The 24,857-nt window shown below is 63.6% G+C and carries 24 protein-coding genes; 14 read left to right on the plus strand and 10 right to left on the minus strand.

Annotated features, from left to right (window positions below):
- Positions 1-278: 278 nt before the first annotated feature.
- The 4 genes from BLT09_RS22280 to BLT09_RS35045 are packed head-to-tail and all read right to left on the minus strand — an operon-like array spanning position 279 to position 4,656.
- Positions 279-869 carry a DUF447 domain-containing protein gene (locus BLT09_RS22280; protein WP_023797719.1) on the minus strand — a complete coding sequence of 197 codons (591 nt, stop codon included), beginning with the start codon at positions 867-869 and terminating at the stop codon, positions 279-281.
- 3 nt (positions 870-872) lie between these two features.
- Complete coding sequence (locus tag BLT09_RS22285; protein ID WP_091596742.1) at positions 873-2,267, minus strand: DUF6513 domain-containing protein; 1,395 nt, start codon at positions 2,265-2,267, stop codon at positions 873-875.
- Positions 2,260-2,811: a flavoprotein gene (locus tag BLT09_RS22290; protein ID WP_091596745.1), complete on the minus strand. Its 552-nt coding sequence runs from the start codon at positions 2,809-2,811 to the stop codon at positions 2,260-2,262. The genes BLT09_RS22285 and BLT09_RS22290 overlap by 8 nt, the downstream gene beginning before the upstream one ends.
- A 3-nt stretch (positions 2,812-2,814) precedes the next feature.
- Positions 2,815-4,656 carry a (5-formylfuran-3-yl)methyl phosphate synthase gene (locus BLT09_RS35045; RefSeq protein ID WP_091596747.1) on the minus strand — a complete coding sequence of 614 codons (1,842 nt, stop codon included), beginning with the start codon at positions 4,654-4,656 and terminating at the stop codon, positions 2,815-2,817.
- A gap of 225 nt (positions 4,657-4,881) precedes the next feature.
- Here BLT09_RS35045 and BLT09_RS22300 point away from each other — a divergent pair, with 225 nt between their 5' ends.
- The 6 genes from BLT09_RS22300 to BLT09_RS22325 all read left to right on the plus strand — a co-directional run bounded on the left by BLT09_RS22300 (position 4,882) and on the right by BLT09_RS22325 (position 10,068).
- Positions 4,882-6,132 carry an ABC transporter substrate-binding protein gene (locus tag BLT09_RS22300; protein ID WP_091596750.1) on the plus strand — a complete coding sequence of 417 codons (1,251 nt, stop codon included), beginning with the start codon at positions 4,882-4,884 and terminating at the stop codon, positions 6,130-6,132.
- Between the two features lie 21 nt (positions 6,133-6,153).
- Positions 6,154-7,125, plus strand: a complete 972-nt coding sequence (locus BLT09_RS22305; protein WP_091596753.1) for a YVTN family beta-propeller repeat protein — start codon at positions 6,154-6,156, stop codon at positions 7,123-7,125.
- A gap of 73 nt (positions 7,126-7,198) precedes the next feature.
- On the plus strand, positions 7,199-7,693 hold the full coding sequence (locus BLT09_RS22310; RefSeq protein WP_091596883.1) for a cupredoxin domain-containing protein: 495 nt from the start codon (positions 7,199-7,201) through the stop codon (positions 7,691-7,693).
- An 85-nt stretch (positions 7,694-7,778) separates the two neighbouring features.
- Complete coding sequence (locus BLT09_RS22315) at positions 7,779-8,567, plus strand: ATP-binding cassette domain-containing protein (RefSeq protein WP_091596756.1); 789 nt, start codon at positions 7,779-7,781, stop codon at positions 8,565-8,567.
- Positions 8,564-9,439, plus strand: coding sequence for an ABC transporter permease (locus tag BLT09_RS22320; protein WP_091596759.1), 876 nt, complete (start codon positions 8,564-8,566; stop codon positions 9,437-9,439). The genes BLT09_RS22315 and BLT09_RS22320 overlap by 4 nt, the downstream gene beginning before the upstream one ends.
- Entirely contained in the window at positions 9,439-10,068 is a 630-nt protein-coding gene (locus tag BLT09_RS22325; protein ID WP_091596763.1) for a hypothetical protein, read from the plus strand. The genes BLT09_RS22320 and BLT09_RS22325 overlap by 1 nt, the downstream gene beginning before the upstream one ends.
- Positions 10,069-10,091: 23 nt before the next feature.
- On the opposite strand, the gene BLT09_RS22330 is transcribed toward BLT09_RS22325, so the two are convergent.
- The 4 genes from BLT09_RS22330 to BLT09_RS22345 all read right to left on the minus strand — a co-directional run bounded on the left by BLT09_RS22330 (position 10,092) and on the right by BLT09_RS22345 (position 13,377).
- Positions 10,092-10,292: a hypothetical protein gene (locus tag BLT09_RS22330; RefSeq protein ID WP_023797709.1), complete on the minus strand. Its 201-nt coding sequence runs from the start codon at positions 10,290-10,292 to the stop codon at positions 10,092-10,094.
- A gap of 269 nt (positions 10,293-10,561) precedes the next feature.
- Positions 10,562-11,377, minus strand: a complete 816-nt coding sequence (locus BLT09_RS22335; RefSeq protein ID WP_091596766.1) for an oxidoreductase — start codon at positions 11,375-11,377, stop codon at positions 10,562-10,564.
- Positions 11,378-11,446: 69 nt separating this feature from the next.
- A complete protein-coding gene (gene fabF, locus BLT09_RS22340) occupies positions 11,447-12,751 on the minus strand; it encodes a beta-ketoacyl-ACP synthase II (protein ID WP_091596886.1) in 1,305 nt (434 codons plus the stop codon).
- 47 nt (positions 12,752-12,798) lie between these two features.
- Positions 12,799-13,377 (minus strand): TetR/AcrR family transcriptional regulator, encoded by a 579-nt coding sequence (locus tag BLT09_RS22345; protein WP_091596769.1) that lies wholly within the window; start codon positions 13,375-13,377, stop codon positions 12,799-12,801.
- Positions 13,378-13,460: 83 nt separating this feature from the next.
- Between BLT09_RS22345 and BLT09_RS22350 the strand changes: the two genes are divergently transcribed.
- Positions 13,461-13,919 carry a nuclear transport factor 2 family protein gene (locus tag BLT09_RS22350; protein ID WP_091596772.1) on the plus strand — a complete coding sequence of 153 codons (459 nt, stop codon included), beginning with the start codon at positions 13,461-13,463 and terminating at the stop codon, positions 13,917-13,919.
- A 61-nt stretch (positions 13,920-13,980) separates the two neighbouring features.
- Here the strand turns inward: BLT09_RS22350 and BLT09_RS34390 are convergent, their stop codons facing one another.
- Entirely contained in the window at positions 13,981-14,460 is a 480-nt protein-coding gene (locus BLT09_RS34390; RefSeq protein ID WP_167366501.1) for a hypothetical protein, read from the minus strand.
- Between the two features lie 15 nt (positions 14,461-14,475).
- On the opposite strand from BLT09_RS34390, the gene BLT09_RS22360 reads away from it, so the two are divergent.
- The 4 genes from BLT09_RS22360 (at position 14,476) to BLT09_RS22375 (ending at position 19,787) form a co-directional block, all read left to right on the plus strand.
- Entirely contained in the window at positions 14,476-14,763 is a 288-nt protein-coding gene (locus tag BLT09_RS22360; RefSeq protein WP_167366502.1) for a hypothetical protein, read from the plus strand.
- Between the two features lie 35 nt (positions 14,764-14,798).
- Positions 14,799-15,908 carry an efflux RND transporter periplasmic adaptor subunit gene (locus BLT09_RS22365; protein WP_091596778.1) on the plus strand — a complete coding sequence of 370 codons (1,110 nt, stop codon included), beginning with the start codon at positions 14,799-14,801 and terminating at the stop codon, positions 15,906-15,908.
- A gap of 2 nt (positions 15,909-15,910) precedes the next feature.
- Positions 15,911-19,030: an efflux RND transporter permease subunit gene (locus tag BLT09_RS22370; protein ID WP_091596889.1), complete on the plus strand. Its 3,120-nt coding sequence runs from the start codon at positions 15,911-15,913 to the stop codon at positions 19,028-19,030.
- 142 nt (positions 19,031-19,172) lie between these two features.
- Entirely contained in the window at positions 19,173-19,787 is a 615-nt protein-coding gene (locus BLT09_RS22375; protein WP_091596780.1) for a TetR/AcrR family transcriptional regulator, read from the plus strand.
- 43 nt (positions 19,788-19,830) lie between these two features.
- Here BLT09_RS22375 and BLT09_RS22380 read toward each other — a convergent pair whose 3' ends face one another.
- Positions 19,831-20,787, minus strand: a complete 957-nt coding sequence (locus BLT09_RS22380) for a LysR family transcriptional regulator (protein WP_091596783.1) — start codon at positions 20,785-20,787, stop codon at positions 19,831-19,833.
- A gap of 120 nt (positions 20,788-20,907) precedes the next feature.
- Between BLT09_RS22380 and BLT09_RS22385 the strand changes: the two genes are divergently transcribed.
- From BLT09_RS22385 to tkt, 3 genes are read left to right on the plus strand one after another with little or no spacing between them, the layout of a single operon-like run.
- Positions 20,908-21,954, plus strand: a complete 1,047-nt coding sequence (locus BLT09_RS22385; protein WP_023797695.1) for a class 1 fructose-bisphosphatase — start codon at positions 20,908-20,910, stop codon at positions 21,952-21,954.
- Between the two features lie 5 nt (positions 21,955-21,959).
- Positions 21,960-22,832 carry a phosphoribulokinase gene (locus BLT09_RS22390; protein ID WP_023797694.1) on the plus strand — a complete coding sequence of 291 codons (873 nt, stop codon included), beginning with the start codon at positions 21,960-21,962 and terminating at the stop codon, positions 22,830-22,832.
- A gap of 10 nt (positions 22,833-22,842) precedes the next feature.
- The gene (gene tkt / locus BLT09_RS22395; RefSeq protein ID WP_091596786.1) at positions 22,843-24,849 is read left to right on the plus strand and encodes a transketolase; all 2,007 of its coding nucleotides are present in this window, start codon (positions 22,843-22,845) and stop codon (positions 24,847-24,849) included.
- The last annotated feature ends 8 nt before the right edge of the window (positions 24,850-24,857 follow it).

A 24,857-nucleotide genomic window follows, 5' to 3' on the forward strand; every position in this document is an offset into this window, starting at 1 on the left:
TCGCATAACATGGCCTACCGCCTACAATACAATAGTTTTGAGCAGCCAATCCCAGCCCGTCGGTTAGGGGGCCAATGGATGACCGCTCAGGGGTCGAAGAACGAACCCGCTGGCCGGGACGGGCGCGCGCGGTGAGGTAGAAGACACGGGCCGATCATCGTGCATACCGGGCTCAATGGCCGCAAAAGGCTCGAACACCGCCGTTTGAGATCACCGCCACCGTGTACCATGCTAAACCACGTCGGCCCGGACGCTTACCCAGGTTCAGCATATCCGGTTCAGCCCCGCGCATCCTCGCCGCTGGCATCCTCGGCCGCAAGGTGATCGCCGACACGCTGCATCAGCCAGTCCCAGGCTTCTTTTTCGCCCTCGCCCGCAGTCTTTTCGATGGCGATCGAAAGGTAGGCGATTTCCGCCTCGATCTTGTCGCGCGGCAGCATGCCGAGCCGGCTGACCAGGATGGCCAGTTCCAGCACCGCCGCCTTGGCGCGGTTGAAGCCGGTGAACGGCGCATGCGTTTCCTCCTGCACCACGCGGCAGAAATGGCGAGGCCGCATGGCATCGTCGTCCACGCTTTCGACTTCGAGGACCGAATGCGCGAGCGCCGCTGCGAGCCGCGGCACCGGAAACCCGTCGACCGCAACGGTCGGCCAATGCTTGCGGCCGGTCAGGCAGCCGGCAAAGATGCGGACGTCATCGGTGTAATTGGCAATGGCGAACGGCACTTCGGCGAGATTGTCGAGCGTGATCGACGGCCGGAACGGCGCGATGACCCAGCCGTCCTTCTCGGCGATGATGCCGATCGGCGCGATGTGGACGTCGCCGGCTTCGTTGACCGTGGTGATGATAGATTCGCGAATGAACGGCATGGTTTAGCGCTCTTTCTTCGCGCGAAGCGTGGGGCCCGCTTCGGCAAGACGGCTGCGGTCGGTTTCGGGAGCCGGCGCGGCAACGCCCCATGCGAGCGGCTCGTCCTGCACATAGCGCTTGCCGAGGCGCCACGCGATCTCGGCCTTCATCAGTTCGGCGCCGAGATAGAACGCGTGTGCTCCATCCGCCTCAACGCCAAGCCCGGCAAAGAGTTCGAACGCACCCGTGGCAACCGCGTGCCCCTTGCCGTTGAAAACATGGATGCCGTCCTCGGCGGTCATAATGCGGAAATTGGTGTCGCGCACCTCTGCCGCGAGTGCTGCGATATCTTCGGTCGAGGCGGTGAACGGCTTGCGATCGTGAACCTGCAGCAGCCCTGGATGGTAACTTCGCGGCAGCGCACCGTCATTCTTGGCGGCAAACAGGATCCGGCGGGCAATGTCGTGCTCCTCGATGGTTCGCAGCGTGTGCGGGCTGACGTGCACGGCAAGCACGTTTCGGATCTGAAGTTCCGAGCAGAGCCCGGCCAGAACCGCGGTGACGCCGGAACTGTCGGCGTCGGTCAATTCGGTGAGATTGCCGGTGCCCATCAGCAGCTCGACCTCGGGCCAGCGGCGGCGCGCCTCGATGAAACGCCCGAGCGAGGCGGCAAAGCCGAAATGGATCGGATCGAGCACCGGATCGGCGAGGAAGCCGACACCGGCCTTCTGTGCCGCTTCGATGGCCCGGCCAAGCGAATCCAGGTCGCCGGGCGTGGCCGGGATCAAAACTGGTACGGCCTTGTGGTCGAAGGCCAGCGGCAGCGTGTTCTCATCGAGGCTGAGAAGATAGTCCGCACCGGCGCGCGCGCCGATCGACAGTTCGTCGGTGCTGGCCGAATCGACGCTGACCAGAAATCCCAGTGCCTTCAGCTTGCGCACGACCTCTTCCAGCAACGGAAACGGCGTTTCCGGCAGGCAGCCGAGATCGATGACGTCGGCGCCGGCCGCGGCCAGCGTCCGTGCTCTCGCCACCAGCGCCTCGACCGACAGCATCGGCGCATCGACGATTTCGGCGAAGATGCGCATGTCGTGACGCGAAAGATCAGGCGGCTCGCCCGCCCGGCCGAGAAAGGCCGGCAGATCGGCGATCTCGTCGGGCCCGCGTACGAAGGGCACGCCGAAATGCTTCGACAGATGCTCGATGTCGCCGCGATAGCGGCCTGGCAGGATGACGCGATCGGCGGCGCCTGCCAAGGTAAGCCGCCGCTTGATGATGTCTTCGCTCATCAGCGCCGCGACCTTGACGCCGATGTCGATGATCTCCCAGGCAAATTCGGTTTCGCCCAGTCCGGCCAGCAGCCTTTCCAGCCGGACCTTGGCCAGATGGCCGGTAAGAAAGACCAGCCGCTCAGCCATGGCCTGCGAGTTCGGCGTGGCGCCGCCTGACCGAGGCTTCGAGATCGGCAAGCGACTCGACCACCTGGGTTCGGTCAAAACTCTTCAGCTGGTTGGTATTCTCCAGGTCGATGCTGCGCGGATAGACCTTGACCAGCCCATGCGGCGCCATGGTTTCGAGTTCCGGCGCGGTGTCGCAGGCAAAGACGATGGCCGGCACCCGGCATTTTCCGGCCTGGGCAAAGACGTTGGTGGCGAGCGTGTCGGAAATGCCGTGCACGCATTTGGCGACCGTGTTGGAGCTGGCCGGCGCCACCACCACCGTATGATAGACGCCGTGATAGAATTCGCCGACCGGGATCGCGCTCGCCGTCTTGTCGTGCAGCACGCGCGTCGTCTCCGGGAAATCGAGCTTGAGCTTGTACATGCGCAGCACTTCGCTGGCGGCTTTCGACACGAAGACATCGCAATGCTCGATCTGGTGGATGAGTGCAAAACTCTCCGTAAAAAAATGACCGGAACCGGTCAAAACCCATGCCCAGCGCGGCGTATGCAGCGTCGCCATCGCCTACCCTGCTTTCCTTGCCGGCCGGGTCGGGGCCGCGATCGCAATGCCGGGCAGATTGCCCGCCGCAAGCAGCGCCCCGGCCTCGGCGGCATCTTTCGGGCCGGCGAGATGGACATCGACACCGTCGGGCAGCATGGCGGCGAAGCCGGCGTCGACGATGCCTCTGACCGCCAGGCTGTCGATCGTGTCGCTGCCGGAGAAGGCGCCGGTCTGCTTGATCAAGAGCAGCGCGTTCGCGCCGAGCTTGCCGGCAAGCCAGGCGGCAAGCGAATCGGAGGTAACATCCCAGGACGCCGGAATGTCCGGCGCCGGCAGCGCCAATGACGACGGCAGCCACACCGGGATCTTCCCCGCGTCCAGCGCCCGCCCCATTTCTTCCAGCGACCGTGCCGGCGCCAGCCTTTCGTCACGGTCGAGGATGACCTGGGCGAACTGCTCCATGGCGAGGATCGCCATGGCGTGGGCGGCGGTGTCGGAAAAATCCATGTAAATCTGCGTCTCGCGCACCTGGTCGGCGAACAGGCCGCCGCCTGGCACGATGACGATCGGCAGCTTGGAACCCGCCAGCGCCGCGATCCAGCTTTCCAGTTCCGCCGCATGGACGGTGCTGCCGCCAAGCTTGACGACGGACGGTTTGACGGCGGCTCGCCTGATGGCCTCGGGCCTTTCCTGTCGCGGTCGGGAAACGGCGCCTTGGTCTTTTCGCCCGGCAGGGCCGGAGGCAACGCCGCGGCCTGCCGATTGGCGCTTGCGTTCGATCTCGACGCCGACGCCGCCTGGGCCGAGCTCGAGTTTTTCCACCCTTACCGTGACCCGCACGACACGCGGGTTCTCCAGGATGTAGGTCGCCACCTGCTCGGCCAGGGCCTCGCTGAGCTGGATGTGGCCCCGCGCAACGATGGTGCGAATGCCGTCCATGATGATGTCGTAGGAGAACACATGGCGCATGTCTTCGGGATGGTCGGTGACTTGCAGCACGTCGGCGGTCACGTCGAAACGCACTTTTTGGGTATGGCCGTGCTCAAAACTGTAGGCGCCGATCTGGACCGGCAGGACAAAGTCCCGCACGAAGATCTTGTCGGTGCCCAGTGTCGGGTCGGTGCCCGGCGAATAGCCCCTCGCCGCCAGCAGGCGGTAGTCGATGCTCGACGCGCCGCCGGCCCGGGATGCTTCCGGGATCAGTTCGCGGATCTGCGCAACCGCCTCGGCGTTGATCGAACCCACGCGGCCAGAATCGCCGCACAGCGCCCCGCGAAAGCCGAGAAAATCGGGAGCGAAGGGCAGCAGGCGTGGAATATCAGGGGCTTCCAGCGATCCGCTCAGCCCAACCATGAGGCCGAGCGATTTCGCTCGATCGATGAATCCCGGGATACGCTCGGGCGGCAGATGGTCGAGCAGCCGCCCGTTGGCCTTGTTCGCAGTGTCGACCATGGCGCCATGGAAGCGATGTTCGGCAAGCATCGGCAGAAGCTCGAAATCCGGCGTCAGGTCGGCGAAAAGCACGGCGATCAGTTTCGTTCGCGCGGCGAGCGGCGCGAGCGCTGCAGCACAAGCCGCAACATTTGCCGACGGAAACAAACCTATCTTGACGTAATCGGCGCCGGCGGCAGTGATCTCTTCGGCCCTGGCGCGGATCGTCTCGGGCTCCATCGGCAGGTCGCCGCAGACCGCGCTGACCGGCGCCCGGCCGGCGATCAGCGAAATCGTCCGGCGGATGGTCTGCGTGGACACCGCGCCCAGCGCTCCCGCCTTCGGATCCTTCAGGTCGACGATGTCGGCACCGCCTGAAAGCGCGATCTCCGCCTCGTCGACGCCGGTGACGCTGGCCAGCATTCTGGTCATTGACGGACTTTCTCCGGCATGAGGAAAAGGACGCTTTTGGGCCCGAATACCGAAATCCGCTCGGTCGCCGTTCGGGCGAGCAGGCATGGCACTAAAGCAGACGTGAGAGGTCCACTTTCAGGGTTTGATAAAATTTGCGGGTCAGCTAAGCTCATCACGGGCACCTTGACTTCGCGCCGCTCCGACAACAATCGGACTTTAGCGCAAGAACGGGTAATTTTATCGATGACGAGCGCGGTGCCGGGCACTCTGGCGGCCTTTTTGTGCTTTTTTTTCCTGACCGTCAACGTTGCGGGCGCGCTCGCCCAGGAAGCGACGGGCAAGCAGCCGACCGCAACGGCCAAGCCGGAAAAAAAGCTGACCGAGATCAAGATAGGCTATTTGCGCGCCTATGCGCCGCAGCTGGCCTTGTCGGTGCTCGACGTCCCGCCGCGCGATGAAGGTGTCGCCGGCGGCAATGTGGCGATTGCCGACAACAACACGACCGGCAGCTTCCTCGGCCAGAAATTCAGCCTCGACGTGACCGAGGTGAAGCCGGATGCCGATGTCGTCCCGGCCTTCCAGGAGATGATCGCCAAAGGCAACCGCTATGTGGTCGCGGACCTCTCGGCCAGGCAGTTGCTGTCGATCGCCGATCTTGCCCGCGACAACGGCGTCTTGATCTTCAACGCCGGCGCCACCGACGACAGTCTTCGCGAGGAGGAATGCCGCGCCAGCATCTTCCACACCATCCCGACGCGCAGCATGCTGGCCGACGGGCTGGCGCAATATCTGATCTGGAAGCAATGGCGGCGCTGGGTGCTGATCTACGGCTCGCACGAGCGCGACCAGCTTTTTGCCGAGGCGCTGCGCCGGGCGGCGACGCGCTTCGGCGGCGAGATCGTCGGCGAAAAACTGTTCGAGGATACCGGCACGGCGCGGCGGACCGATTCCGGCGTCGTCCAGATCCAGCGGCAGATGCCTGTCTTCACCCAGGACCTGCCGGAGCACGATGTCCTGCTGGTCGCCGACGAAAGCGAGGTGTTCGGCACCTACGTTCCGTTCCGCACCTGGATCCCGCGGCCGGTCGCCGGCACCGCCGGCCTCACCCCCTTGGCCTGGCATCCGGCCAGCGAGCAATGGGGCGGCACACAGATCCAGAACCGCTTCGCCAAGGCAAACGGCCGCCGCATGGTTTCGAAGGACATGGCGGCGTGGACCGCGGTGCGCATCCTCGGTGAGGCGGCGACCCGCACGCAGGGCGCCGACCCGCGCAAGATGGCCGATTTCATCCGCTCCGACGATTTTTCGATCGCCGCCTTCAAGGGGCAGAAACTGACGTTCCGCAAGTGGAACCAGCAGTTGCGGCAGCCGATCTTCCTCGGCGACACCAGGTCGGTCGTCTCGACATCGCCGCAGGAGGGATTTTTGCACCAGCTGTCGGAGCTCGATACGCTCGGGGTCGACGAGCCGGAAACAAAATGCGTGCTTAAGTAGAAAAGATTGGGAGGAACTTCGGTGCAGAGACGAGCTTGCGCACTCGCCATAGTTGCGACCGGCTTCATGTCCGGTCCGGCGTCGGCCTACATGGCCTATGTCTCCAACGAGAAAGACAACACAATGACCGTCGTCGACACCGCGACGATGCAGGTGGTGAAGACCGTCAATGTCGGGCAGCGTCCGCGCGGCATCACCATCTCGCACGACGGCAAGCACATTTATCTCTGCGCCAGCGACGATGATTCGATCGAGGTCATCGACACGGCGTCGCTGGAGATCGTCGATACCTTGCCTTCCGGGCCCGACCCGGAGCTGTTCGTGCTGTCGCCTGACGGCAAGACGCTCTATGTCGCCAATGAGGACGACAATCTCGTCACCGTCATCGACATCGAGGGCAAGAAGGTGCTGGCGGAAATCCCGGTCGGCGTCGAACCGGAGGGCATGGGTGTCAGCCCGGACGGAAAGACCATGGTCAACACGTCGGAAACGACGAACATGGCGCATTTCATCGATACGTCGACGCACGAGATCACCGACAACGTGTTGGTGGACGCGCGCCCGCGCTTCGTCGAGTTCACCCCCGACGGCAAGCAGGCCTGGGTGAGCGCCGAGATCGGTGGCACGGTTTCGGTGATCGACAATCAAACGCGCGAGGTCGTCCAGAAGATCACCTTCGAGGTTGCCGGCCTGAGGCCCGAATCCATCCAGCCGGTCGGTGTGCGCATCACCGCCGACGGCAAGAAAGCCTACGTGGCGCTCGGACCGGCCAACCGCGTCGCGGTGGTCAACACCCAGACATACGAGGTCGAGAAATATGTGCTGGTCGGCCAACGCGTCTGGCAGCTTGCTTTCACCCCGGACCAGAAGACCATCATCTCGACCAACGGCGTGTCGAACGACATCACCTTCATTGACGTGGCGACCGACGAGCCGGTGCAGTCGGTGACCGTCGGCGCGTTGCCGTGGGGCGTCGTCGTCTCTCCCAAATGAATCCCGCCACATGAACCATTGAATAAACCAAGTGAATCAAACCGACAGAAAAACAGCAGAAGGGCAGGAAATCATGCGGAAATTTCGGGCAGTCGCTTTCGCCGCGCTGGTGGGCATGGCGCTCACCCAGGGCCAGGTCTCGGCGCAGGACGGCGATGACGATGACGCCGCCGCCGGAGCGGCCAGCACGGAGGCCAGTCCGAAAGCCGAGAAGGCGACCCGGGCCAGCAAGGACGTGCCGGAACTTATCCTCGGCAGCAAGGAAGACCAGTTCACCGCCAACCAGAAGGATTTTGAGCTGATCGCCGGCCAGGGCTATCGCTGGAAGATCACCGCGGCGGGCGGGCTGGAGTACAAATTCCACACCGACCTGTTCCGCAATGTGTGGAACAACCAGATCGTCATCAACGACCTCGAGGTGCACATGAACGGCGCACCCGCATGGCTCGAATTCGACGCCGACGGCACCATCCAGGTACAGTTCACCACCGTGAGGCCCGGTATCTACACATGGTCGGTGCCCGACCTCGCCGACAAGGGCATGAAGGGCACGATCACGATCAAGTAAGGTTTGAAAAGCAGGACCTGCGCGATCACGCCCCGTGGGCTAGACTTGGGCCAGACTGTTGTCGACGACAAGGGAGCCAGCCAGCGTGCAGCATGTGAGGACAAGCGGACCGGGAGATCAGGTGGCGGCGCTCGACGTCGCCGCCGTCAGCCATTCCTATGGTTCGAAGCCGGCGCTCAACGACGTCTCGTTCTCGATCGCGCCGGCGACGTTCACCGTGCTTCTCGGTCTCAACGGCGCCGGCAAGACGACGCTGTTCTCGCTGATCAGCCATCTTTACGACACGCGCCGCGGGTCGATCCGCATCTTCGGCCACGACGTCAGCCGCGCCTCCGGCGAGGCGCTCAGGCGGGTCGGCATCGTGTTCCAGGCGCGCACGCTCGACCTCGATCTCAGCGTTCACCAGAACCTCTCCTACCACGCCGCGCTGCATGGCATCGGCGGACGCGAGGCCCGGCAGCGCATTGCCGCGCTGCTCGATATCGTCGACATGCCGGGTCGGCAGCATGACAAGGCACGCAGCCTTTCCGGCGGCCAGATGCGGCGCATCGAGATCGCCAGGGCGCTGCTCCACCGCCCGTCGCTGCTGCTGCTCGACGAGGCGACGGTAGGTCTCGACATCCAGTCGCGCGCCGGCATTCTCGCCACCATCCGCAAGCTCGTCGAAACCGAGGGCATCGGCGTGCTGTGGGCAACGCATCTGATCGACGAGGTTGACGACGGCGACCATGTCGTCGTGCTGCGCCAGGGCGAACTGGTCGCCAAGGGCAAGGTGGCCGATGTCGTCAGGACAAGCGGCGCCGGCTCGATCCGCGACGCCTTTTCCAGGCTCAGCCGCATCGAGGCGGCTGGCACCGCGGGGATATCGCCATGAGCGCTCCTTCAATGCCCGAAAAAGTCGCCGGCATCATCCCGGTGAAGTTCGAAAAATTCGGCCTGCGCCACTATCTCATTTGCCTCAAGGGCGTCGTCCTGCGGGAATGCCTGCGCTTCCTGCACCAGCGCGAGCGCTTCATATCCTCGCTGGTTCGGCCGCTCATCTGGCTGTTCATCTTTGCCGCCGGATTCCGGCAGGTGCTCGGCGTGTCGATCATCCCGCCCTACAAGACCTACGTGCTCTACGAGGTCTACATCACGCCGGGGCTGTGCGGCATGATCCTGCTGTTCTCAGGCATGCAGTCTTCGCTGTCGATGGTTTATGACCGCGAGATGGGCAACATGCGCACCCTGCTGGTCAGCCCCTTCCCGCGCTGGTTCCTGTTGGTGTCGAAGATGCTCGCCGGCGTCTCCGTATCGATCGCGCAGGTCTATGCGTTCCTGATCGTTGCCTGGTTCTGGGGCGTCAAGGCGCCGCCGATCGGCTATCTCATGGTGCTGCCGGCGCTGTTCCTGTCGGGAATGATGCTTTGCGCGCTCGGCATGCTTTTGTCGTCGATGATCAAGCAGCTCGAAAATTTCGCCGGCATCATGAACTTCGTCATCTTTCCCGGCTATTTCGCCTCTCCGGCGCTCTATCCGTTGTGGCGCATCCAGGAGGCGAGCCCGCTGCTGCACAAGATCTGCCTCGCCAACCCGTTCACCTATGCCGTCGAACTGATCCGCTTCGCCTTCTACGGCCAGATCGAGTGGCTGTCGCTGGGCGTCGTTGCCGGCTGCACTGTCCTGTTCCTTGCCGCCGCCATCATCGCCTACGACCCTTCGCGCGGCCTGGTGACCCGCAAACAAGACACCGGAGGAAATGGCTGATGGCACGAATGAGTCTTGTTCGCAGCCTGGCTGTGGTTGCCATGCTCGCGCCGAGCGTGAACGCCAGGGCGGCGAATACCGATCCGGACTGGCCCTGCATACAGCGCAAGGTGCCGCAACTCTCGCTCGGCCAGATCTGGAACGGGCCGGAGCTTCCGCCAGCGGCGAAGGACTTTTCGAAGGACCCTGCCGTCTCCGGCCTGGTCGAGGAGGTGGCGGCCCGGCGGATGCCGATTGCCGAAGCCCAGAAGAAGATCAAGGATTTCGCCGCCTCGCTGCCGGCCGAGCAGCTTGCCCCGAAGATGGCGATGCTGGTGCAAGGCATGTTCGATCACATGGACGCCGAGCGTTCGCAGGTGATCTCAGGCATTTCCCGGTACGCCCACAAGCAGCTCGAAATGGCCGCCGTCTTGCGCAAGGCAGCGTCCGAGGTCGATGCGTTGCGGGCAAAGCCGGATGCGGATCCCGACGACATCGAACGGCGAACCGAGCAGCTGAAATTCGCAACGCGAATTTTCAATGAACGCGTCCAATCACTGACTTACGTCTGTGAAGTGCCGACGATCATCGAGCAGCGGCTTTATCAATTGTCCAAGGCCGTCTCGGAAACGCTCGCCGCGAAGAAGTAGAACCTCTATCTCCGCAGCGGATCTCACGTTCCCCGGCCGGGCAGCACGCGCCAGCGCTGCACGAAATAACCGGGATGCGTCTCAATCCACTGGGCGACCAGCGGCTGCGCCTGCATGAAGGCGGTCCCTGGGTTCATCGCCAGGCCGTCCACCATCTGCTCGCGTTGTTCACAGGTCTGCGGCACATCCGTCAGGCAGACCATCATAACCAGCGTATAAAGCATTGCCCCATTACCCCCAATCGAATCCCGAACCCCATGCCCGGGAGTTTCAGTGATACCGACCAGTCTGCAGGGTCGCACATACAGATCGCTTACGGGTGTGAAAGGACGTGCCCCCGCTCTTTCGCACCGCAATATAACATATCGCTTATCTAACACCAACAACCGCAGGGCGTTGTTCTAGGCAATTGCTTCAGGTTGCGCTGCGCCAATGCGGCGCCGATGTTTCCGGCGTCGATGATTCCGATCTTCACGGGGTGTCTTCGATGTCGTCAGACCGGCAGCCCGTTCTGCTTACGCAGGCTCTTGTCGAATGCGGATGCGGGGACGAAACGGCGCAGGAGACTGACCTGGCGCGCCATTTTTCCCGCAGCATAGCGCCTCTTCGGAACGGGATCGGTCGCAGCCGCCAAAACCGTCTTGGCGACCAATTCGGGCGAATCGCCTTTTTCCATTGCTTTCCGCACGACTGCGTTCATGCTAGCGCGCGCAGCGTCATAAATATCAAGCAACTGGTCCGGCTTGGCGAGATTATCTTCAAACGACGTGCGGGTATAAGCGGGTTCGACCAATGCAACGCGAATCCCGAACGGGCGCAGTTCATGGTCGAGCGATTCGGAATAGCCTTCGATGGCATGTTTGGTCGAAGCATAAAGTGCGAAATAGGGAGCTGGGATGAACCCCTGCACCGAACTCAGATTGACGATCCTACCCTTGCCTTCTCGGCGCATTATCGGCAGGACCGCGTTGGTCACGCGGAGCACGCCGAAGACGTTCACATCGAACAGTGCCTGAGCCTGGATCATTGAGGACTCTTCCGCGCCACCAAACAGACCCATGCCGGCATTGTTGACGAGCAGATCGATGCGCCCGGTCTCGGCCAGCACGTCATCGACCAGTTTCGCCACCGACGCGTCATCGGTCACGTCACAGGCCAGCATGGTCGGGCCGTCGGAGTTTTTGGCGGCTGCGCGACGGCTGGTGCCGAACACGCGAAAACCGGCGCTTTGCAAAGCTATGGCCGTCGCGCGCCCGATGCCGGAGGACGCCCCCGTCACCAGGGCGACGCCAGGATTGGTCTTGTTCATTGAAATCATCTCTTTCTCTGGGGTTGGACTGATTTTGGATTGGCATGGAAGAAGCATGAAAGGTCGGAGTCAGTTATGAGCGCCTCTGGCGTTCGCACCGGCCAACTCGTCCGTCCAGCGCCGGAACAGCGCGCTGGCATTGACGCCGCCAAAGCCGAAGCCGTTTGAGATCGCGTAGTCCATTGCCATCGGCCGGGCCTGGTTTGCGACGAAGTCGATGCCGTCGCCGGCGGGATCCGGCGCGCCCAGATTGAGGGTTGGCGGCGCCACCTGATCCCTGAGCGCCAGGATTGCGAAGATGGCTCCAAGCCCGCCGGCGGCTCCAAGCAAATGTCCGGTCGCCGATTTGGTTGCGCTGACGGCGATGGTGGAATCTGCGCCGAAGAGTGTTTTGATCGCCGCCATTTCCCCGAGATCACCGACCGGCGTCGAGGTCGCGTGCGCATTGAGGTGGCGAACCTCACGCGGCGAGATGCCGGCTTGGGCAATTGCGATCTGCATGGCTCGGCGCGCCCCGTCGCCATCCTCGGGACCGGAGGTGACGTGATGAGCATCCGCCGTCGTGCCGTAGCCGACGAGCTCGGCGAGCGGTTTCGCGCCGCGCGCCAGCGCGTGGCTCAATTCCTCGATGACCAGCACGCCGGCTCCTTCGCCCATGACGAAGCCGTCCCGCGACACGTCGAAAGGCCGTGACGCCTGAGCCGGCGCCCAGTTGAAGCCGGTTGAAAGAGAGCGTGCGGCAGCAAAACCACCGAGACTGACGATGTTCATACAGGCTTCGGTTCCGCCGCACACCGCGATATCGGCTTCGTTGGCGCGGATGAGGCGAGCCGCATCGCCGATCGCCTGGATCCCGGCCGCGCACGCCGTCACCGGCGCGCCGAGTGGCCCCTTGAAGCCATGGCGGATCGAGATGTGGCCCGCCGCGAGGTTCACCAGGAAGGACGGCACCGTGAACGGCGACAGGCGGCGGACGCCGCGCTGGTCGACCGTGCGCACCGCCTCGGTTATGGCGGGGAAGCCGCCGATGCCGGACGCGACGATCGTGGCCGTGCGCAGGCGATCGGCTTCCGAGACGGGCGCCCATCCTGCTTGCGCGAGGGCCTCTTGTGCAGCGGCGAGCCCGAAGATGATGAACCGGTCTACCTTGCGCTGGTCTTTTGGCGCCAGCACGGCATCCGGATCGAAACCAGCCTCCGGATCGTCTTCCAGCGAGGGAACCACCCCGCCGATCTTGGCCGGGAGGTCTGCCACCACATCGTCCGGAAGCCTGCGGATGCCCGAGCGACCGGCCAGCAGCCGCGACCACGACGCTTCGACATCGGCAGCAAGGGGTGTGACCGCTCCCATGCCTGTAACAACAATCCGTCGCATCTGCTTTCCTATCGAGTTGGCTGCGTCGCCAGCGCTGCGCACGCCGTTCAAGCGGCGGCTGCTTCGCGAACCTGTCCGGTCGCCGCGTCCAGGAAGGCCTGGGCGAGATCCGGATCGTTGACGACGCGCGACAGCATCAGCGCGCCGACCATCGTCGAGAGAATGGCCATGGCCTTTCTGTCGGGCTCCTCAGCTTTGGCGTGGGCAATGAAACGGCCGAGGATTTCGAGATGCTCCTTGATCCCGGCTTCGAACGACGCTTTCACCTCGCTGCCCTGTCTGGCGGCATCCGAGCCGAGCGCGACAATCGGGCAGCCGTCCATCTTTTCTCCGCGATGGCCCATGCTGAGGTAGAATGCGATCACGGCGCCAAGCGGATCCTCGGATTTTGCCGCAGTCGCGGCCGACCACCGCAGCGTGGCGCTCTCCATCGCCCGCCTCGACGCCTGCACCGCCAGATCGTCCTTGGAGGCGAACTGCTTGTAGAACGCGCCTTGGGTCAGCCCGGCAGCCTGCATCAGGTCCTTAAGGCCGATGCCGTCAAAGCCGCGCTCCCGAAAAAGCCGGCTTGCCACATTGATCACGGTTTCGCGGTTTTCCGCCGCCTGAATGCGACTCACACGCATGTAGACCTCCTTAAATTAGCTTGCGTTCGACATCTATAACAGATATAGAGTACGAACGCAATCCAATTTGGAGGAGAGGTCAAATGCTATACAGTCATATCGTCGAGAAATCGATCCGGCAGAGCTTCGACCACGTCAACAACCATCGCTGGGATGAGGCGGTGAAAGCACTCGTGCCGCATGTCCATCACCGCGTTTCCGGCGCCCACGCGCTTGGTGGTGAGCGCCACGACAAGGAAGCCGTGCGCCGCTGGTTTGAGCGCCTCGGCCGCGTCCTGCCCAATCTCCATCTCACGGTCAACCACGTCTGGGTGACGGGCTGGCCGTGGCATACCACCGTATTTGCCCAGTGGGACGGCACGGCAACGCTGCTCAACGGCGACGCGTCCTACGTCAACAGTGGCCTGCACGTGTTCACCCTGCGGTGGGGCCGAGTCTATGCGCTAGAGGAATTCTACGATTCACAAGCAGCGGCCCGCGGTCTTGCCACCCAGGCGGCAACTGGCCTCGAAGAAGCTGTCGCCGAACCAATCGTAGGCTAGCGGAAGTCAGCGGCCCGCAGCGTAACCGTGGGTACGCTAGCCCGTGGCCATGCCGACCCCATCAGCGCGCGCTCGACGGCCGCTTTCGGGAACCGCTTCGACAGCCGCTCGTCGTTGACGGTCGCGAGAGGAGCACCGCGCCGGCCATTGTCGAGAGAATGGCCTTGCAGCTGGGCTCCTTGCCCCTGCCCTCGCCAACCCAGCTACCGAGCATCCCAGAATATTCCCTGATCCCCGCCTCGAAATGATGCCTTACGTCGGCGCCCTGCCCGGCGGCATCCGAGCCGAGCGCGTCAATCGGGCAGCCCTCCATTCTGTCTGCGCGATGCGCCTGCGACTCACATGCATCATAAATTTTCATTTTTAGATTGCATTCGTAATCTAACTCAGTTATAGAGTTCGAACGCAATCTAAAACGAAGGAGATACGAGATGATCCGCAACACCCTGAGCGCCTCGGTTTTGGCCACGCTGTTTCTTGCCGCCCCGGCGTTTGCCAGGAAGCCACCATAGGACGCCCGATCGAAGCCGGCAGCCTGCACGAGGGCCACCTCGACATGGTCGTCTATTACGTCCCGGCCGAGGGCGACCGCCTGGAGGTCACCGCCACCTTCGCGCCGAAGACCGGCGGCGATCCGCAGCGCGTCGTCATGGGCCTCGCCGACGGCGACTCCGTGGCCTTTTCGATGCCCGGCCACCGCGGCCCGCTCTACGCGTTCTCGCGGTCCGGCGAGGAGGTGACGGTGTCGTCCGAGACAGGCATGCGCGCCGATGCCAATGCACCGACCCGCCTTGCAGACGGCAGCCTGCGTGCTGCTGGGCTCACGTCCGTCGGGCCGATGTAAAGGTCAAACCCAATCTTTCTTGAGAGGCGACGAACGTGAAAAAGAGACCCGCTGTTGTGCTGGGGGGCGTGCTGATCGCGATGTCAGGAGCGGCGGCATTTGCCATACTTGCCATTCCTACGCAGGAAGCCTCCGCCGTAGGCGACCCGAGGCAGGAACCGCCGATCGTCAGACTGGTGACGGCAGCGCCGGTGACCGGATCCGAACGCGGCTTCACCGGTATTATCGGAGCGAGGGTGCAGAGCGATCTCGGCTTTCGCGTCCCCGGCAAAATCGTGGAGCGGCTCGTGGATGTGGGTCAGGAGGTCAAAGCTGGTCAGCCACTGATGCGCATCGACGACACCGACCTTCGCCTCGCGCTCACGGCGAAGCGCAACGCCGTTGCCGCAGCGCGCGCAACAGTCGTTCAGACGGAACCGGATGAACGGCGATACGCCAGTTTGCTCAGGGATGGATGGGTCCCCCGACAGCGCTACGAGCAGGCGAAGGCCGCGGTGGATACGGCCGAGGCGCAACTCGCCGCCGCCGAAGCCGACGCACGGGTCGCCGAGAACGAAGCGATCTACGCGGTCCTGCTGGCGGACGCGGATGGAACGGTGGTCGAAACGCTTGGCGAGCCGGGACAGGTCATCTCCGCCGGCCAGACAGTGGTCCGGATCGCCAAGGCCGGCTCCCGCGAAGCGGTGGTCGCGCTTCCCGAAACGATCCGGCCGGCGATTGGGTCGGTGGCCGAGGCCAGCGTGTATGGCGGCGATGGGCGTCGTTATACGGCACATCTCCGGCAACTATCGAACTCCGCCGATGCCCAGACCCGTACCTATGAGGCCCGTTATGTGCTCGACGGTGAGGCCGCGGCAGCACCGCTTGGCGCGACGGTAACCATTCGGCTTGCGGGCCAGGCACGCCAGCGGGAAGTCCAGGTGCCGCTGGGAGCCGTGCTCGATGACGGCGAGAAGACAGGCGTTTGGGTCCTGGACAGCGCCACCTCGACTGTAAAGTTTCAGCCCGTCAAGCTTGTTCGTGTGACCAGCGAAACCGCTGTGGTCTCCGGACTGAACTCCAGCAATCCGATTGTTTCGCTCGGCGCCCATCTCCTGCAGGAGGGCGCTCGCGTCAGGACCGCGTCCGAAAGCAGGGGCAAATGATGATGAACCTAAATCTCTCCGCGATCGCCGTTCGTGAACGCGCCGTTACCCTGTTCTTCATCCTCCTGCTGGTGGCCGCCGGCGCCTACGCTTTCGTCATGCTCGGGCGGGCGGAGGACCCCAACTTCACCATCAAGACCCTGACGGTCACGACGGCATGGCCGGGCGCGACGGCGCGCGAGATGCAGGACCTCGTCGCCGAACCGTTGGAGAAGCGGCTTCAGGAACTGACCTGGTACGACCGGGTCGAGACGACCACACGGCCGGGTTACGCGTATATGATGGTCACGCTGAAGGACAGCACACCGCCATCTGTCGTGCAGGAGGAGTTCTACCAGGCCCGCAAGAAGCTTGGGGATGAAGCCCGCAACCTGCCGTCCGGCGTCTTCGGGCCCTTCGTCAACGACGAATATTCGGATGTGAGCTTCGCCCTTTATGCGCTGAAGGCGAAGGGCATGCCGATGCGTGAGCTGGCGAGGCAGGCCGAGGCGATCCGCCAGGACCTCCTGCACGTGCCCGGCGTCAAGAAGATCAACATCCTCGGTGAACGTCCCGAACAGATATTCGTCGAATTTTCCTACGCCAAGCTGGCTACCCTCGGCGTATCGGCACAGGACATCGTCGCCGCCTTGCAGCGGCAGAACACCCTCACGCCGGCAGGCTCGATCGACACAAAGGGGCCGCGGGTTTTCATCCGGGTCGACGGCGCTTATGACAGCGTTCAGGCGATCGCCGACACGCCGATTGCCGCCGCGGGGCGGACGCTGAAGCTCTCCGATATCGCCGAAGTCCGGCGCGGCTATGAAGATCCTCCCACATACCTCATCCGACGTCAGGGTGAGCCCACCATCATGCTCGCGGCTGTCATGCAGGAGGGCTGGGATGGTCTCGCGCTCGGCAAGGCGCTGGAGGACAGGACGGCGGCCATCGCACAGACGCTGCCGCTCGGGATGACGCTCGACAAGGTGAGCGACCAGGCCGTCAACATCACCTCGGCGGTTGACGAGTTCATGATGAAATTCGCGATGGCGCTCGGCGTGGTGCTGCTGATCGCCCTGATTAGCATGGGCTGGCGCGTCGGCATCGTCGTGGCGGCTGCCGTCCCCCTGACGCTAGCCGTCGTGTTCCTCATCATGCTGGAGACCGGCCGGTTCTTCGACCGCATCACGCTCGGCGCCCTCATCCTGGCGCTCGGTCTTCTCGTCGACGACGCCATCATTGCCATCGAGGTGATGGTGGTGAAGATGGAAGAAGGCATGGACCGCATCAAGGCGGCGGCCTATGCGTGGAGCCACACTGCGGCGCCGATGCTGTCCGGAACGCTCGTGACGATCGCCGGTTTCCTGCCGGTGGGCTTCGCGCGCTCGACCGCCGGCGAATACGCCGGCAACATCTTTTGGGTCGTAGGGTTCGCCCTCATCGTCTCCTGGATCGTCGCGGTGGTCTTCACACCTTACCTCGGCGTCAAGATGCTGCCCGACATCAAACCGGTCGAAGGCGGTCACCAAGCGATTTACGACACGCCGAACTATCGGCGCTTGCGGCGGCTCATCACGTTTGCCGTGCGCCACAAATTCGCAATCTCCGGTATCGTCGCTATCGCCTTCGTGCTTTCCGTTGTCGGCATGGGGTCTCTCAAACAGCAGTTCTTTCCGACATCCGACCGACCCGAAGTGCTGGTGGAGGTTCGCCTGCCGGAAGGCACCAGCATCGAGACGACGACCGCTACGGTCGAGAAACTCGAAGGCTGGCTGGACGACCAGGCCGAGGCCAAGATCGTCACGAGCTATGTCGGTCAGGGCGCACCCCGCTTCTTTTTCGCAATGGCGCCGGAGCTGCCTGATCCTGCCTTCGCCAAGATCGTCGTGCTGACCCCGGACGCCGAGGCGCGTGAGGTGTTGAAGCACCGCCTGCGCGAGGCGGTGGCAGAGGGGCTTGCACCCGAGGCCAATGTCCGCGTCACGCAACTCGTGTTCGGCCCCTACACGCCATTCCCGGTCGAGTTCCGGATTATCGGACCTGATCCCGCGCAACTCTACGGCATATCCGAGAAGGCCCTCGACATCATGCGGGGCGTCCCGGACGTGCGTCAGGCCAACCGCGATTGGGGCAATCGCACACCCGTGCTCCGCTTCGTCCCGGATCAGGATCGACTGAACCTCATCGGCCTGTCGCCGGCGGAAGTGGGCCAGCAACTCCAATTCTTGCTTACCGGCATCCCCGTTACGCAGGTTCGCGAGGACATCCGCAACGTCCCCATCGTCGCACGCAGCGCTGGCGGCGAGCGGCTGGATCCGACGCGTTTGGCGGATTTCTCCCTGATGAGCCGGGACGGTCGCCCGATTCCGCTCGACCAGATCGGCCATTCGGAAATCCGTCTGGAAGAGCCGATCCTGAAGCGTCGCGATCGCACGCCTGTCATCACGATCCGCTCGGATATCAACGAAGCGACTCAGCCTCCAGAGGTTTCCAAGGAGATCATGAAGGCCCTTCAGCCGCTGATCGCATCCCTTCCGGCCGGCTATCGCATCGAATTGGGCGGATCGATCGAGGAGGCTGAAAAGGCCAACACCGCGCTGGGCAAAGTCTTTCCGGCAATGATCGCCGCCATGCTGATCGTTATCATGCTGCAGGTGCGATCCTTCTCGACGATGGCCATGGTCATGCTGACGGCGCCGCTTGGCCTTGTCGGCGTCGTGCCGATGCTGCTCACCTTCAACCAGCCCTTCGGATTCAACGCCATTCTGGGCATGATAGGACTGGCCGGCATCCTGATGCGCAACACGCTGATCCTGACCGAACAGATCAAGGAGAACCGTGCTGCCGGGCTTGACGACTATCACGCCGTCATCGAGGCCACGGTGCAACGCACCAGGCCGGTGATCCTCACGGCACTCGCCGCCGTGCTGGCCTTCATCCCGCTCACGCACTCCGTCTTCTGGGGATCGATGGCCTATACGCTGATCGGCGGCACGGCGGTCGGCACGGTGCTGATCCTGCTCTTCCTTCCCGCGCTCTATGCCGCATGGTTCGGCATCAAGCCGACTGCTGACGAGGTCCGTGAGGAACCATCCGGCTCGACGAATGAATTGGAAAAGCAAACAGCAATTGCTGCTGAATAGGGTCCTGTTGTCGAGCAGGCGGACCAAGATTTCGCCGCTGGCTTTGCCTGAACATACGCAGGGCCAGTCGCACGACCTTACCGCTTGCAAATGATCGTTCAGGGCGAGCCCGGCAGATCCATCATCAGTTCTGGAGACATCGATGAATCATCCGGTTGGACCGCGAACGGATCCCGACGAGGTGCGGGCTCGCATCCTGGAGGTGGCAGAGGCGCATTTTCGCCGCATCGGCTACCATAAGACGTCGGTAGCCGACATCGCCTCCGAACTCGGCATGAGCCGGGCGAACGTCTACCGTTTCTTTTCCTCCAGGGATGCAATCAACGAATCCATTTGCAGGCAGGTCGTGAACGAGGTCGCGGACATCGCCGTTGCGATCGCACGCACCAACGTGCCGGCCTTGGAGAAACTCGACCGGCTCCTGACCGCCGTTCACCAGCACAACAAGACGAAATTGATCAAGGAAAGAAGCATGCACGACTTGATCGTCGCCGCCCTGCGCGAGAATCGGGCGGTCATCAAGGCGCATGTCGAGCGAATGTTGGAAATCCTTGAGGCGATCATTCGCGAGGGGACCGAGGCGGGCGAACTCAAGGTCGAGGACCCGGCAGAAGCGGCGCGTGCGGTCAACGCCGCGTTCACGCCGTTCTTCCACCCGATTCTGATCGAGCACTGCGTTCAACACGGCGAAGACACCGAAGCGGGCCTGCGCACGCAGATTCGCTTCGACCTGAAAGCTCTCGGCAAATCGAACTAGCCGCCCTGGCAGGTGGCTGTCAGCGACGCATTCCGCCCTCAATTCAGGCGCGACCTCCAATGTTCGGTCCTTCGTGCGGATAGAGCTTGCCGAACAGGGGCAGGTACATCGCGCCCTTGCGCATCAGGAAATCGTGGAACGTCGCCATCGCCGGCGAGATCGCGTGATCGCTGCGCATCACCGAAAACCATTGCCGGCGGATCGGCATGCCGACGACGTCGAGGATGACCAGCCGGCCGGCTTCGGTTTCGGCGGCGATGGTGTGGGCAGAGATGAAGGCAATGCCGAGCCCGGCCATCACCGCCTGCTTGATCGTCTCGTTCGAGCCCATCTCGACGCCGAGATCGTCGATGCGGCCGGGCACGTCGCTGAGGAATATTTCCAGCGAGATGCGCGTGCCGGAGCCGGGCTCGCGGATGAGGAAATGCTCTTCGGCGATCCGCTCCTTGGATATCTCACGCACTGAGGCCAGCGGGTGGTCGGGCGGCGCGATGATGACCAGCGGGTGATCACCGAAGACCGAGGCACGCACCGGGACTTCCCTCGCCGGGCGTCCCATCAGCGCGATGTCGATGTCGTGGTTCTTAAGACTGTTGATGGTTTCGGCGCGGTTGCCGATGGCGAGCCGCATGTCAATGTCGGGATGTTCCTTCATGAAGCCGGCCATCAGCCGCGGCGCGAAATATTTGGCGGTGGAAACGACGCCGAGCCGCAAGCTGCCGATACGCACGCCCTTGATCGCATCCATCTCGTCTTCGAGCAGGCGAAGCCGCTCCTCGATCGCCTGCGCCGTCTCGACGAAGGCCAGACCTGCGGCAGTCGGACGCATGCCATCCGACGTCCGGTCGAACAAGGCCAGCTGGAACTCCTCCTCGACCTGCCGCAACTGGATCGTCACCGCTGGAGGAGACAAGCCTAACACTTTGGCCGCGCTAACGATTTTTCCATGGCTGATGATGGCCTGAACGGTCTTGAATTGCTTGAGCGTGAGGTTTCTCATGCGCCATACTAAATTTTTTTTAGCACGAAAGTAAAGTTATTGAATTTTACTTATCCATGGCAGTTTGTTCTCATTCCCCAATCCGGCCGGAGGAGTTTGCGGCTGGATCGGGAGGTTACGATGCCAGCGGCAACGCTCGACGCATTTCTGAATTCCTATCTCGGCCCGCCCGACGAACTGCGTTCGGCAGTCGTCGCGACCGTCCGTCAGCTGACGCAGGCCGCAACCAAGGTCCGCAACACCATCAATCAGGGGGTGCTCGGCACCGCCTTTGCCGGGACCCGCAGCGCCAATGCCGACGGCGACATCCAGAAGGATCTCGACATCTTCGCCGACGACATCTTTCTCGACGCCATGCGCCACGCTCCGGTCGCGCTCTACGCCTCCGAGGAACTGGAGCAGCCGGTCCTGCTCGACAGCCAGGCGCCTCTCGCCATCGCCATCGACCCGCTCGACGGCTCTTCCAACATCGACACCAACGTGTCGATCGGAACGATCTTCTCGCTCCTCCCTGCAACTGGCGCGCCGGACGAAAATCCGGCCGCCTCTTTTTTGCAGCCGGGCGTGAAGCAGCTGGGCGCCGGTTTCTTCATCTACGGGCCGCAGCTGGCACTGGTCCTGTCGCTCGGCAGCGGCACGCATGTCTTCGTTCTCTCGACCAGGCTCGGCACCTTCGTCCAGGCCTACGAGAGCCGGATCATCCCGCAGCGTACCCAGGAGTTCGCCATCAACGCCGCCAACTACCGGCATTGGGACGAGGCGGTGCGGCTCTACATCGACGACTGCCTCGAAGGCACTGAAGGCCCACGCGGAAAGGACTTCAACATGCGCTGGATCGCCTCCCTCGTCGCCGACTGCTACCGCATATTGATGCGCGGCGGCGTGTTCCTCTATCCAGGCGACAAGCGCAAGGGTTACCGCCAGGGACGGCTGCGCCTCGTCTATGAGGCCAACCCGATCGCCTATCTCATCGAACAGGCAGGCGGCGCCGCCACCGACACCATCACCCGCATCCTCGAAATCGAGCCCGAGGGCCTGCACCAGCGCGTGCCCGTGGTGTTCGGATCGGCGCGCGAGGTCGCGCGCATCACCCGCTACCACACCGAGCCCAGCGCGATCGGCGAGCGTGCACCGCTGTTCAGCCGCCGCGGCCTGTTCAGGGCCTGAGCATCATGTCGGCAAAGCACCCCATCATCACCATCACCGGGTCGTCAGGCGCCGGCACCACCTCGGTCAAGCGCATCTTCGAGCTGATCTTCCGGCGTGAGAACATCGACGCCGCCTTCATCGAAGGCGACGCCTTTCACCGCTACGACCGCGCCACGATGAAGGTCAAGGTGGCCGAGGAGGAGAAGGCCGGCAATCCGAACTTCACCCACTTCCATGCCGAGGCCAACGAGCTCGCAATCCTCGAAGAGGTGTTTGAGGAATATGGCCGCCGCGGAACCGGAAAGACCCGCACCTACATCCATGACGAGGATGAGGAGAAGCAGTACGGCACGCCGCCGGGACAATTTACCGAATGGCGCGAATTCCCGCCGAGCGACCTGCTCTTCTACGAGGGCCTGCATGGCTGCGTCGTCACCGACAAGATAGACCTGGCCAGGCATGCCGACCTCAGGATCGGCGTGGTGCCGGTCATCAATCTCGAATGGATCCAGAAGATCCATCGCGACCGGGCAACCCGCGGCTATTCCACCGAGGCGGTGATGGACGTCATCCTGCGCCGCATGCCGGACTATGTCCGCTACATCGTCCCGCAATTCTCGCAGACCGCCATCAACTTCCAGCGTGTGCCGATCGTCGACACGTCCAACCCGTTCATCGCGCGCTGGATCCCGACGCCCGACGAATCGATGCTGGTCATCCGCTTCGCCAATCCCCGCGGCATCGATTTCCCCTACCTGCTTTCGATGATCCACGACTCGTTCATGTCGCGGCCGAATTCCATAGTGGTGCCAGGCAACAAGCTCGATCTTGCCATGCAGCTGATCCTGACGCCGCTCATCCTGCAATTGATCGAACGCAAGAACCGTGTGTCGTGAGGAGGACGCCATGAACAGCCAAGCAGCAGCCCTGAAGCCCGTCGCCGCCGTCTCGGAGCGCGACATGGCGAACGCCATTCGCGCACTGGCGATGGACAGCGTCCAAAAGGCCAATTCCGGTCATCCGGGCATGCCGATGGGCATGGCCGACGTTGCGACGGTGCTGTTCAGCCGCTTCATCAACATCGATCCGTCGGCGCCCAACTGGCCCGATCGCGACCGCTTCGTGCTTTCGGCCGGGCACGGCTCGATGCTGCAATATGCGCTGCACTACCTGCTCGGCTACGAAGACATGCCGATCGAGCAATTGCAGCGGTTTCGCCAGCTGGGCAGCCGCACCGCCGGACATCCCGAATATGGCCATGCGCTTGGCATCGAGACGACGACCGGTCCGCTTGGACAAGGCATCTCGACCGCCGTCGGCATGGCGCTGGCCGAGCGCATGCTGGCTGCCCGCCACGGCGCCGATCTCGTCGATCATTTCACCTACGCGATCGCCGGCGACGGCTGCCTGCAGGAAGGCATCAGCCACGAGGCGATCGACCTTGCCGGTCACCTGAAGCTCGCCCGGCTGATCGTCTTCTGGGACGACAATGCGATCTCGATCGACGGACCGACGTCGCTGTCGACATCGATGGACCAGCCGGCACGGTTCGAAGCCGCCGGATGGCATGTGCAGTCGGTGGACGGCCACGACACGGAAGCCGTCGCTGCGGCAATCGAAGCGGCGCAGCAGTCGGACCGGCCGTCACTGATCGCCTGCCGAACGGTGATCGGCAAGGGCGCGCCCAATTTGGGCGGCTCGGAAAAGACGCACGGCGCGCCGCTGGGCGATGCCGAGATCGCCGCGACGCGCGAGAACATCGGCTGGGCCTGCGCGCCGTTCGAGGTGCCGGACGACATCCTGTTCGCCTGGCGCGAAATTGCCGAGCGCGGGCAAGCGGCGCGGCACGCCTGGGAGCAGCGGTTTGCCGCCTCGCCGCAGCGCCAGGCCTTCGAGAGTGCGGTCGCCGGCACCCTGCCCGACGCGGTCTTCGAAGCGCTCGGCGCTTTCCGCAAGGAGCATGTCGAAAAGGCGACCAAGGTCGCAACGCGAAAAGCCTCCGAAATGGCGCTCGGCGCCATCAACGCCGCAACCGAGCTGACCGTCGGCGGCTCCGCAGACCTGACGCACTCGAACCTGACGATCACCAAGGGCATGGATCGCATAGCGCCTGGTGCCTATGCCGGCCGCTACATCCACTACGGCATCCGCGAGCACGGCATGGCTGCGGCCATGAACGGCATCGCGCTGCATGGCGGCTTCGTGCCTTATGGCGGCACCTTCCTGTGCTTCGCCGACTATGCCCGCGGCGCGATGCGGCTCTCGGCGCTGATGGGCCAGCGCGTCATCTATGTGATGACCCATGATTCCATCGGTCTCGGCGAGGACGGCCCGACACATCAGCCGATCGAGCACCTGGCGATGCTGCGGGCGACGCCCAACCTCAACGTCTTCCGTCCGGCCGACATCATCGAAACGGCGGAGTGCTGGGAACTGGCGCTGAAGAGCAAGAACCGGCCGAGCGTGCTGGTGCTCTCGCGCCAGAACCTGCCGATGCTGCGCCAGGCACACAGCGACGAGAACCGGTCGAGCCAGGGCGCCTACATCCTGCGCGAGCCGGCCGGACACCGCGCCGTGACGCTGATCGCCACCGGCTCGGAGGTCGAGATCGCCGTTGCCGCCGCCGAACGGCTGGAGACCGAGCACGGCATCGCCGCCGCCGTCGTCTCGATGCCGTGCTGGGAGCTGTTCGAGGAACAGGATGCCGACACCCGCAAGGCGGTCCTCGGCTCGGCGCCGCGCGTCGCCGTCGAAGCCGCAGCACGGCTCGGCTGGGACCGCTGGATCGGCGACACCGGTGCTTTCGTCGGCATGGCCGGTTTCGGCGCCAGCGCCCCTGCCCCGGATCTCTACCGGCATTTTGACATCACGCCCGAAGCCGTCGCCGCAGCGGCGCTGAAGCTCATCATCTAGGAAGGACC

The organism is Mesorhizobium muleiense (assembly GCF_900099905.1).
Classification (GTDB): Bacteria; Pseudomonadota; Alphaproteobacteria; order Rhizobiales; family Rhizobiaceae; genus Mesorhizobium; species Mesorhizobium muleiense.

Bases quoted from the DNA above. Each gene is read 5' to 3' on its own strand.
- BLT09_RS22280 (WP_023797719.1), bottom strand. From the start codon at position 869: ATGCCGTTCATTCGCGAATCTATCATCACCACGGTCAACGAAGCCGGC.
- BLT09_RS22285 (WP_091596742.1), bottom strand. From the start codon at position 2,267: ATGGCTGAGCGGCTGGTCTTTCTTACCGGCCATCTGGCCAAGGTCCGG.
- BLT09_RS22290 (WP_091596745.1), bottom strand. From the start codon at position 2,811: ATGGCGACGCTGCATACGCCGCGCTGGGCATGGGTTTTGACCGGTTCC.
- BLT09_RS35045 (WP_091596747.1), bottom strand. From the start codon at position 4,656: ATGACCAGAATGCTGGCCAGCGTCACCGGCGTCGACGAGGCGGAGATC.
- BLT09_RS22300 (WP_091596750.1), top strand. From the start codon at position 4,882: ATGACGAGCGCGGTGCCGGGCACTCTGGCGGCCTTTTTGTGCTTTTTT.
- BLT09_RS22310 (WP_091596883.1), top strand. From the start codon at position 7,199: ATGCGGAAATTTCGGGCAGTCGCTTTCGCCGCGCTGGTGGGCATGGCG.
- BLT09_RS22320 (WP_091596759.1), top strand. From the start codon at position 8,564: ATGAGCGCTCCTTCAATGCCCGAAAAAGTCGCCGGCATCATCCCGGTG.
- BLT09_RS22325 (WP_091596763.1), top strand. From the start codon at position 9,439: ATGGCACGAATGAGTCTTGTTCGCAGCCTGGCTGTGGTTGCCATGCTC.
- BLT09_RS22330 (WP_023797709.1), bottom strand. From the start codon at position 10,292: ATGCTTTATACGCTGGTTATGATGGTCTGCCTGACGGATGTGCCGCAG.
- BLT09_RS22335 (WP_091596766.1), bottom strand. From the start codon at position 11,377: ATGAACAAGACCAATCCTGGCGTCGCCCTGGTGACGGGGGCGTCCTCC.
- fabF (WP_091596886.1), bottom strand. From the start codon at position 12,751: ATGCGACGGATTGTTGTTACAGGCATGGGAGCGGTCACACCCCTTGCT.
- BLT09_RS22345 (WP_091596769.1), bottom strand. From the start codon at position 13,377: ATGCGTGTGAGTCGCATTCAGGCGGCGGAAAACCGCGAAACCGTGATC.
- BLT09_RS22350 (WP_091596772.1), top strand. From the start codon at position 13,461: ATGCTATACAGTCATATCGTCGAGAAATCGATCCGGCAGAGCTTCGAC.
- BLT09_RS22360 (WP_167366502.1), top strand. From the start codon at position 14,476: ATGGTCGTCTATTACGTCCCGGCCGAGGGCGACCGCCTGGAGGTCACC.
- BLT09_RS22370 (WP_091596889.1), top strand. From the start codon at position 15,911: ATGAACCTAAATCTCTCCGCGATCGCCGTTCGTGAACGCGCCGTTACC.
- BLT09_RS22375 (WP_091596780.1), top strand. From the start codon at position 19,173: ATGAATCATCCGGTTGGACCGCGAACGGATCCCGACGAGGTGCGGGCT.
- BLT09_RS22380 (WP_091596783.1), bottom strand. From the start codon at position 20,787: ATGAGAAACCTCACGCTCAAGCAATTCAAGACCGTTCAGGCCATCATC.
- BLT09_RS22385 (WP_023797695.1), top strand. From the start codon at position 20,908: ATGCCAGCGGCAACGCTCGACGCATTTCTGAATTCCTATCTCGGCCCG.
- BLT09_RS22390 (WP_023797694.1), top strand. From the start codon at position 21,960: ATGTCGGCAAAGCACCCCATCATCACCATCACCGGGTCGTCAGGCGCC.
- tkt (WP_091596786.1), top strand. From the start codon at position 22,843: ATGAACAGCCAAGCAGCAGCCCTGAAGCCCGTCGCCGCCGTCTCGGAG.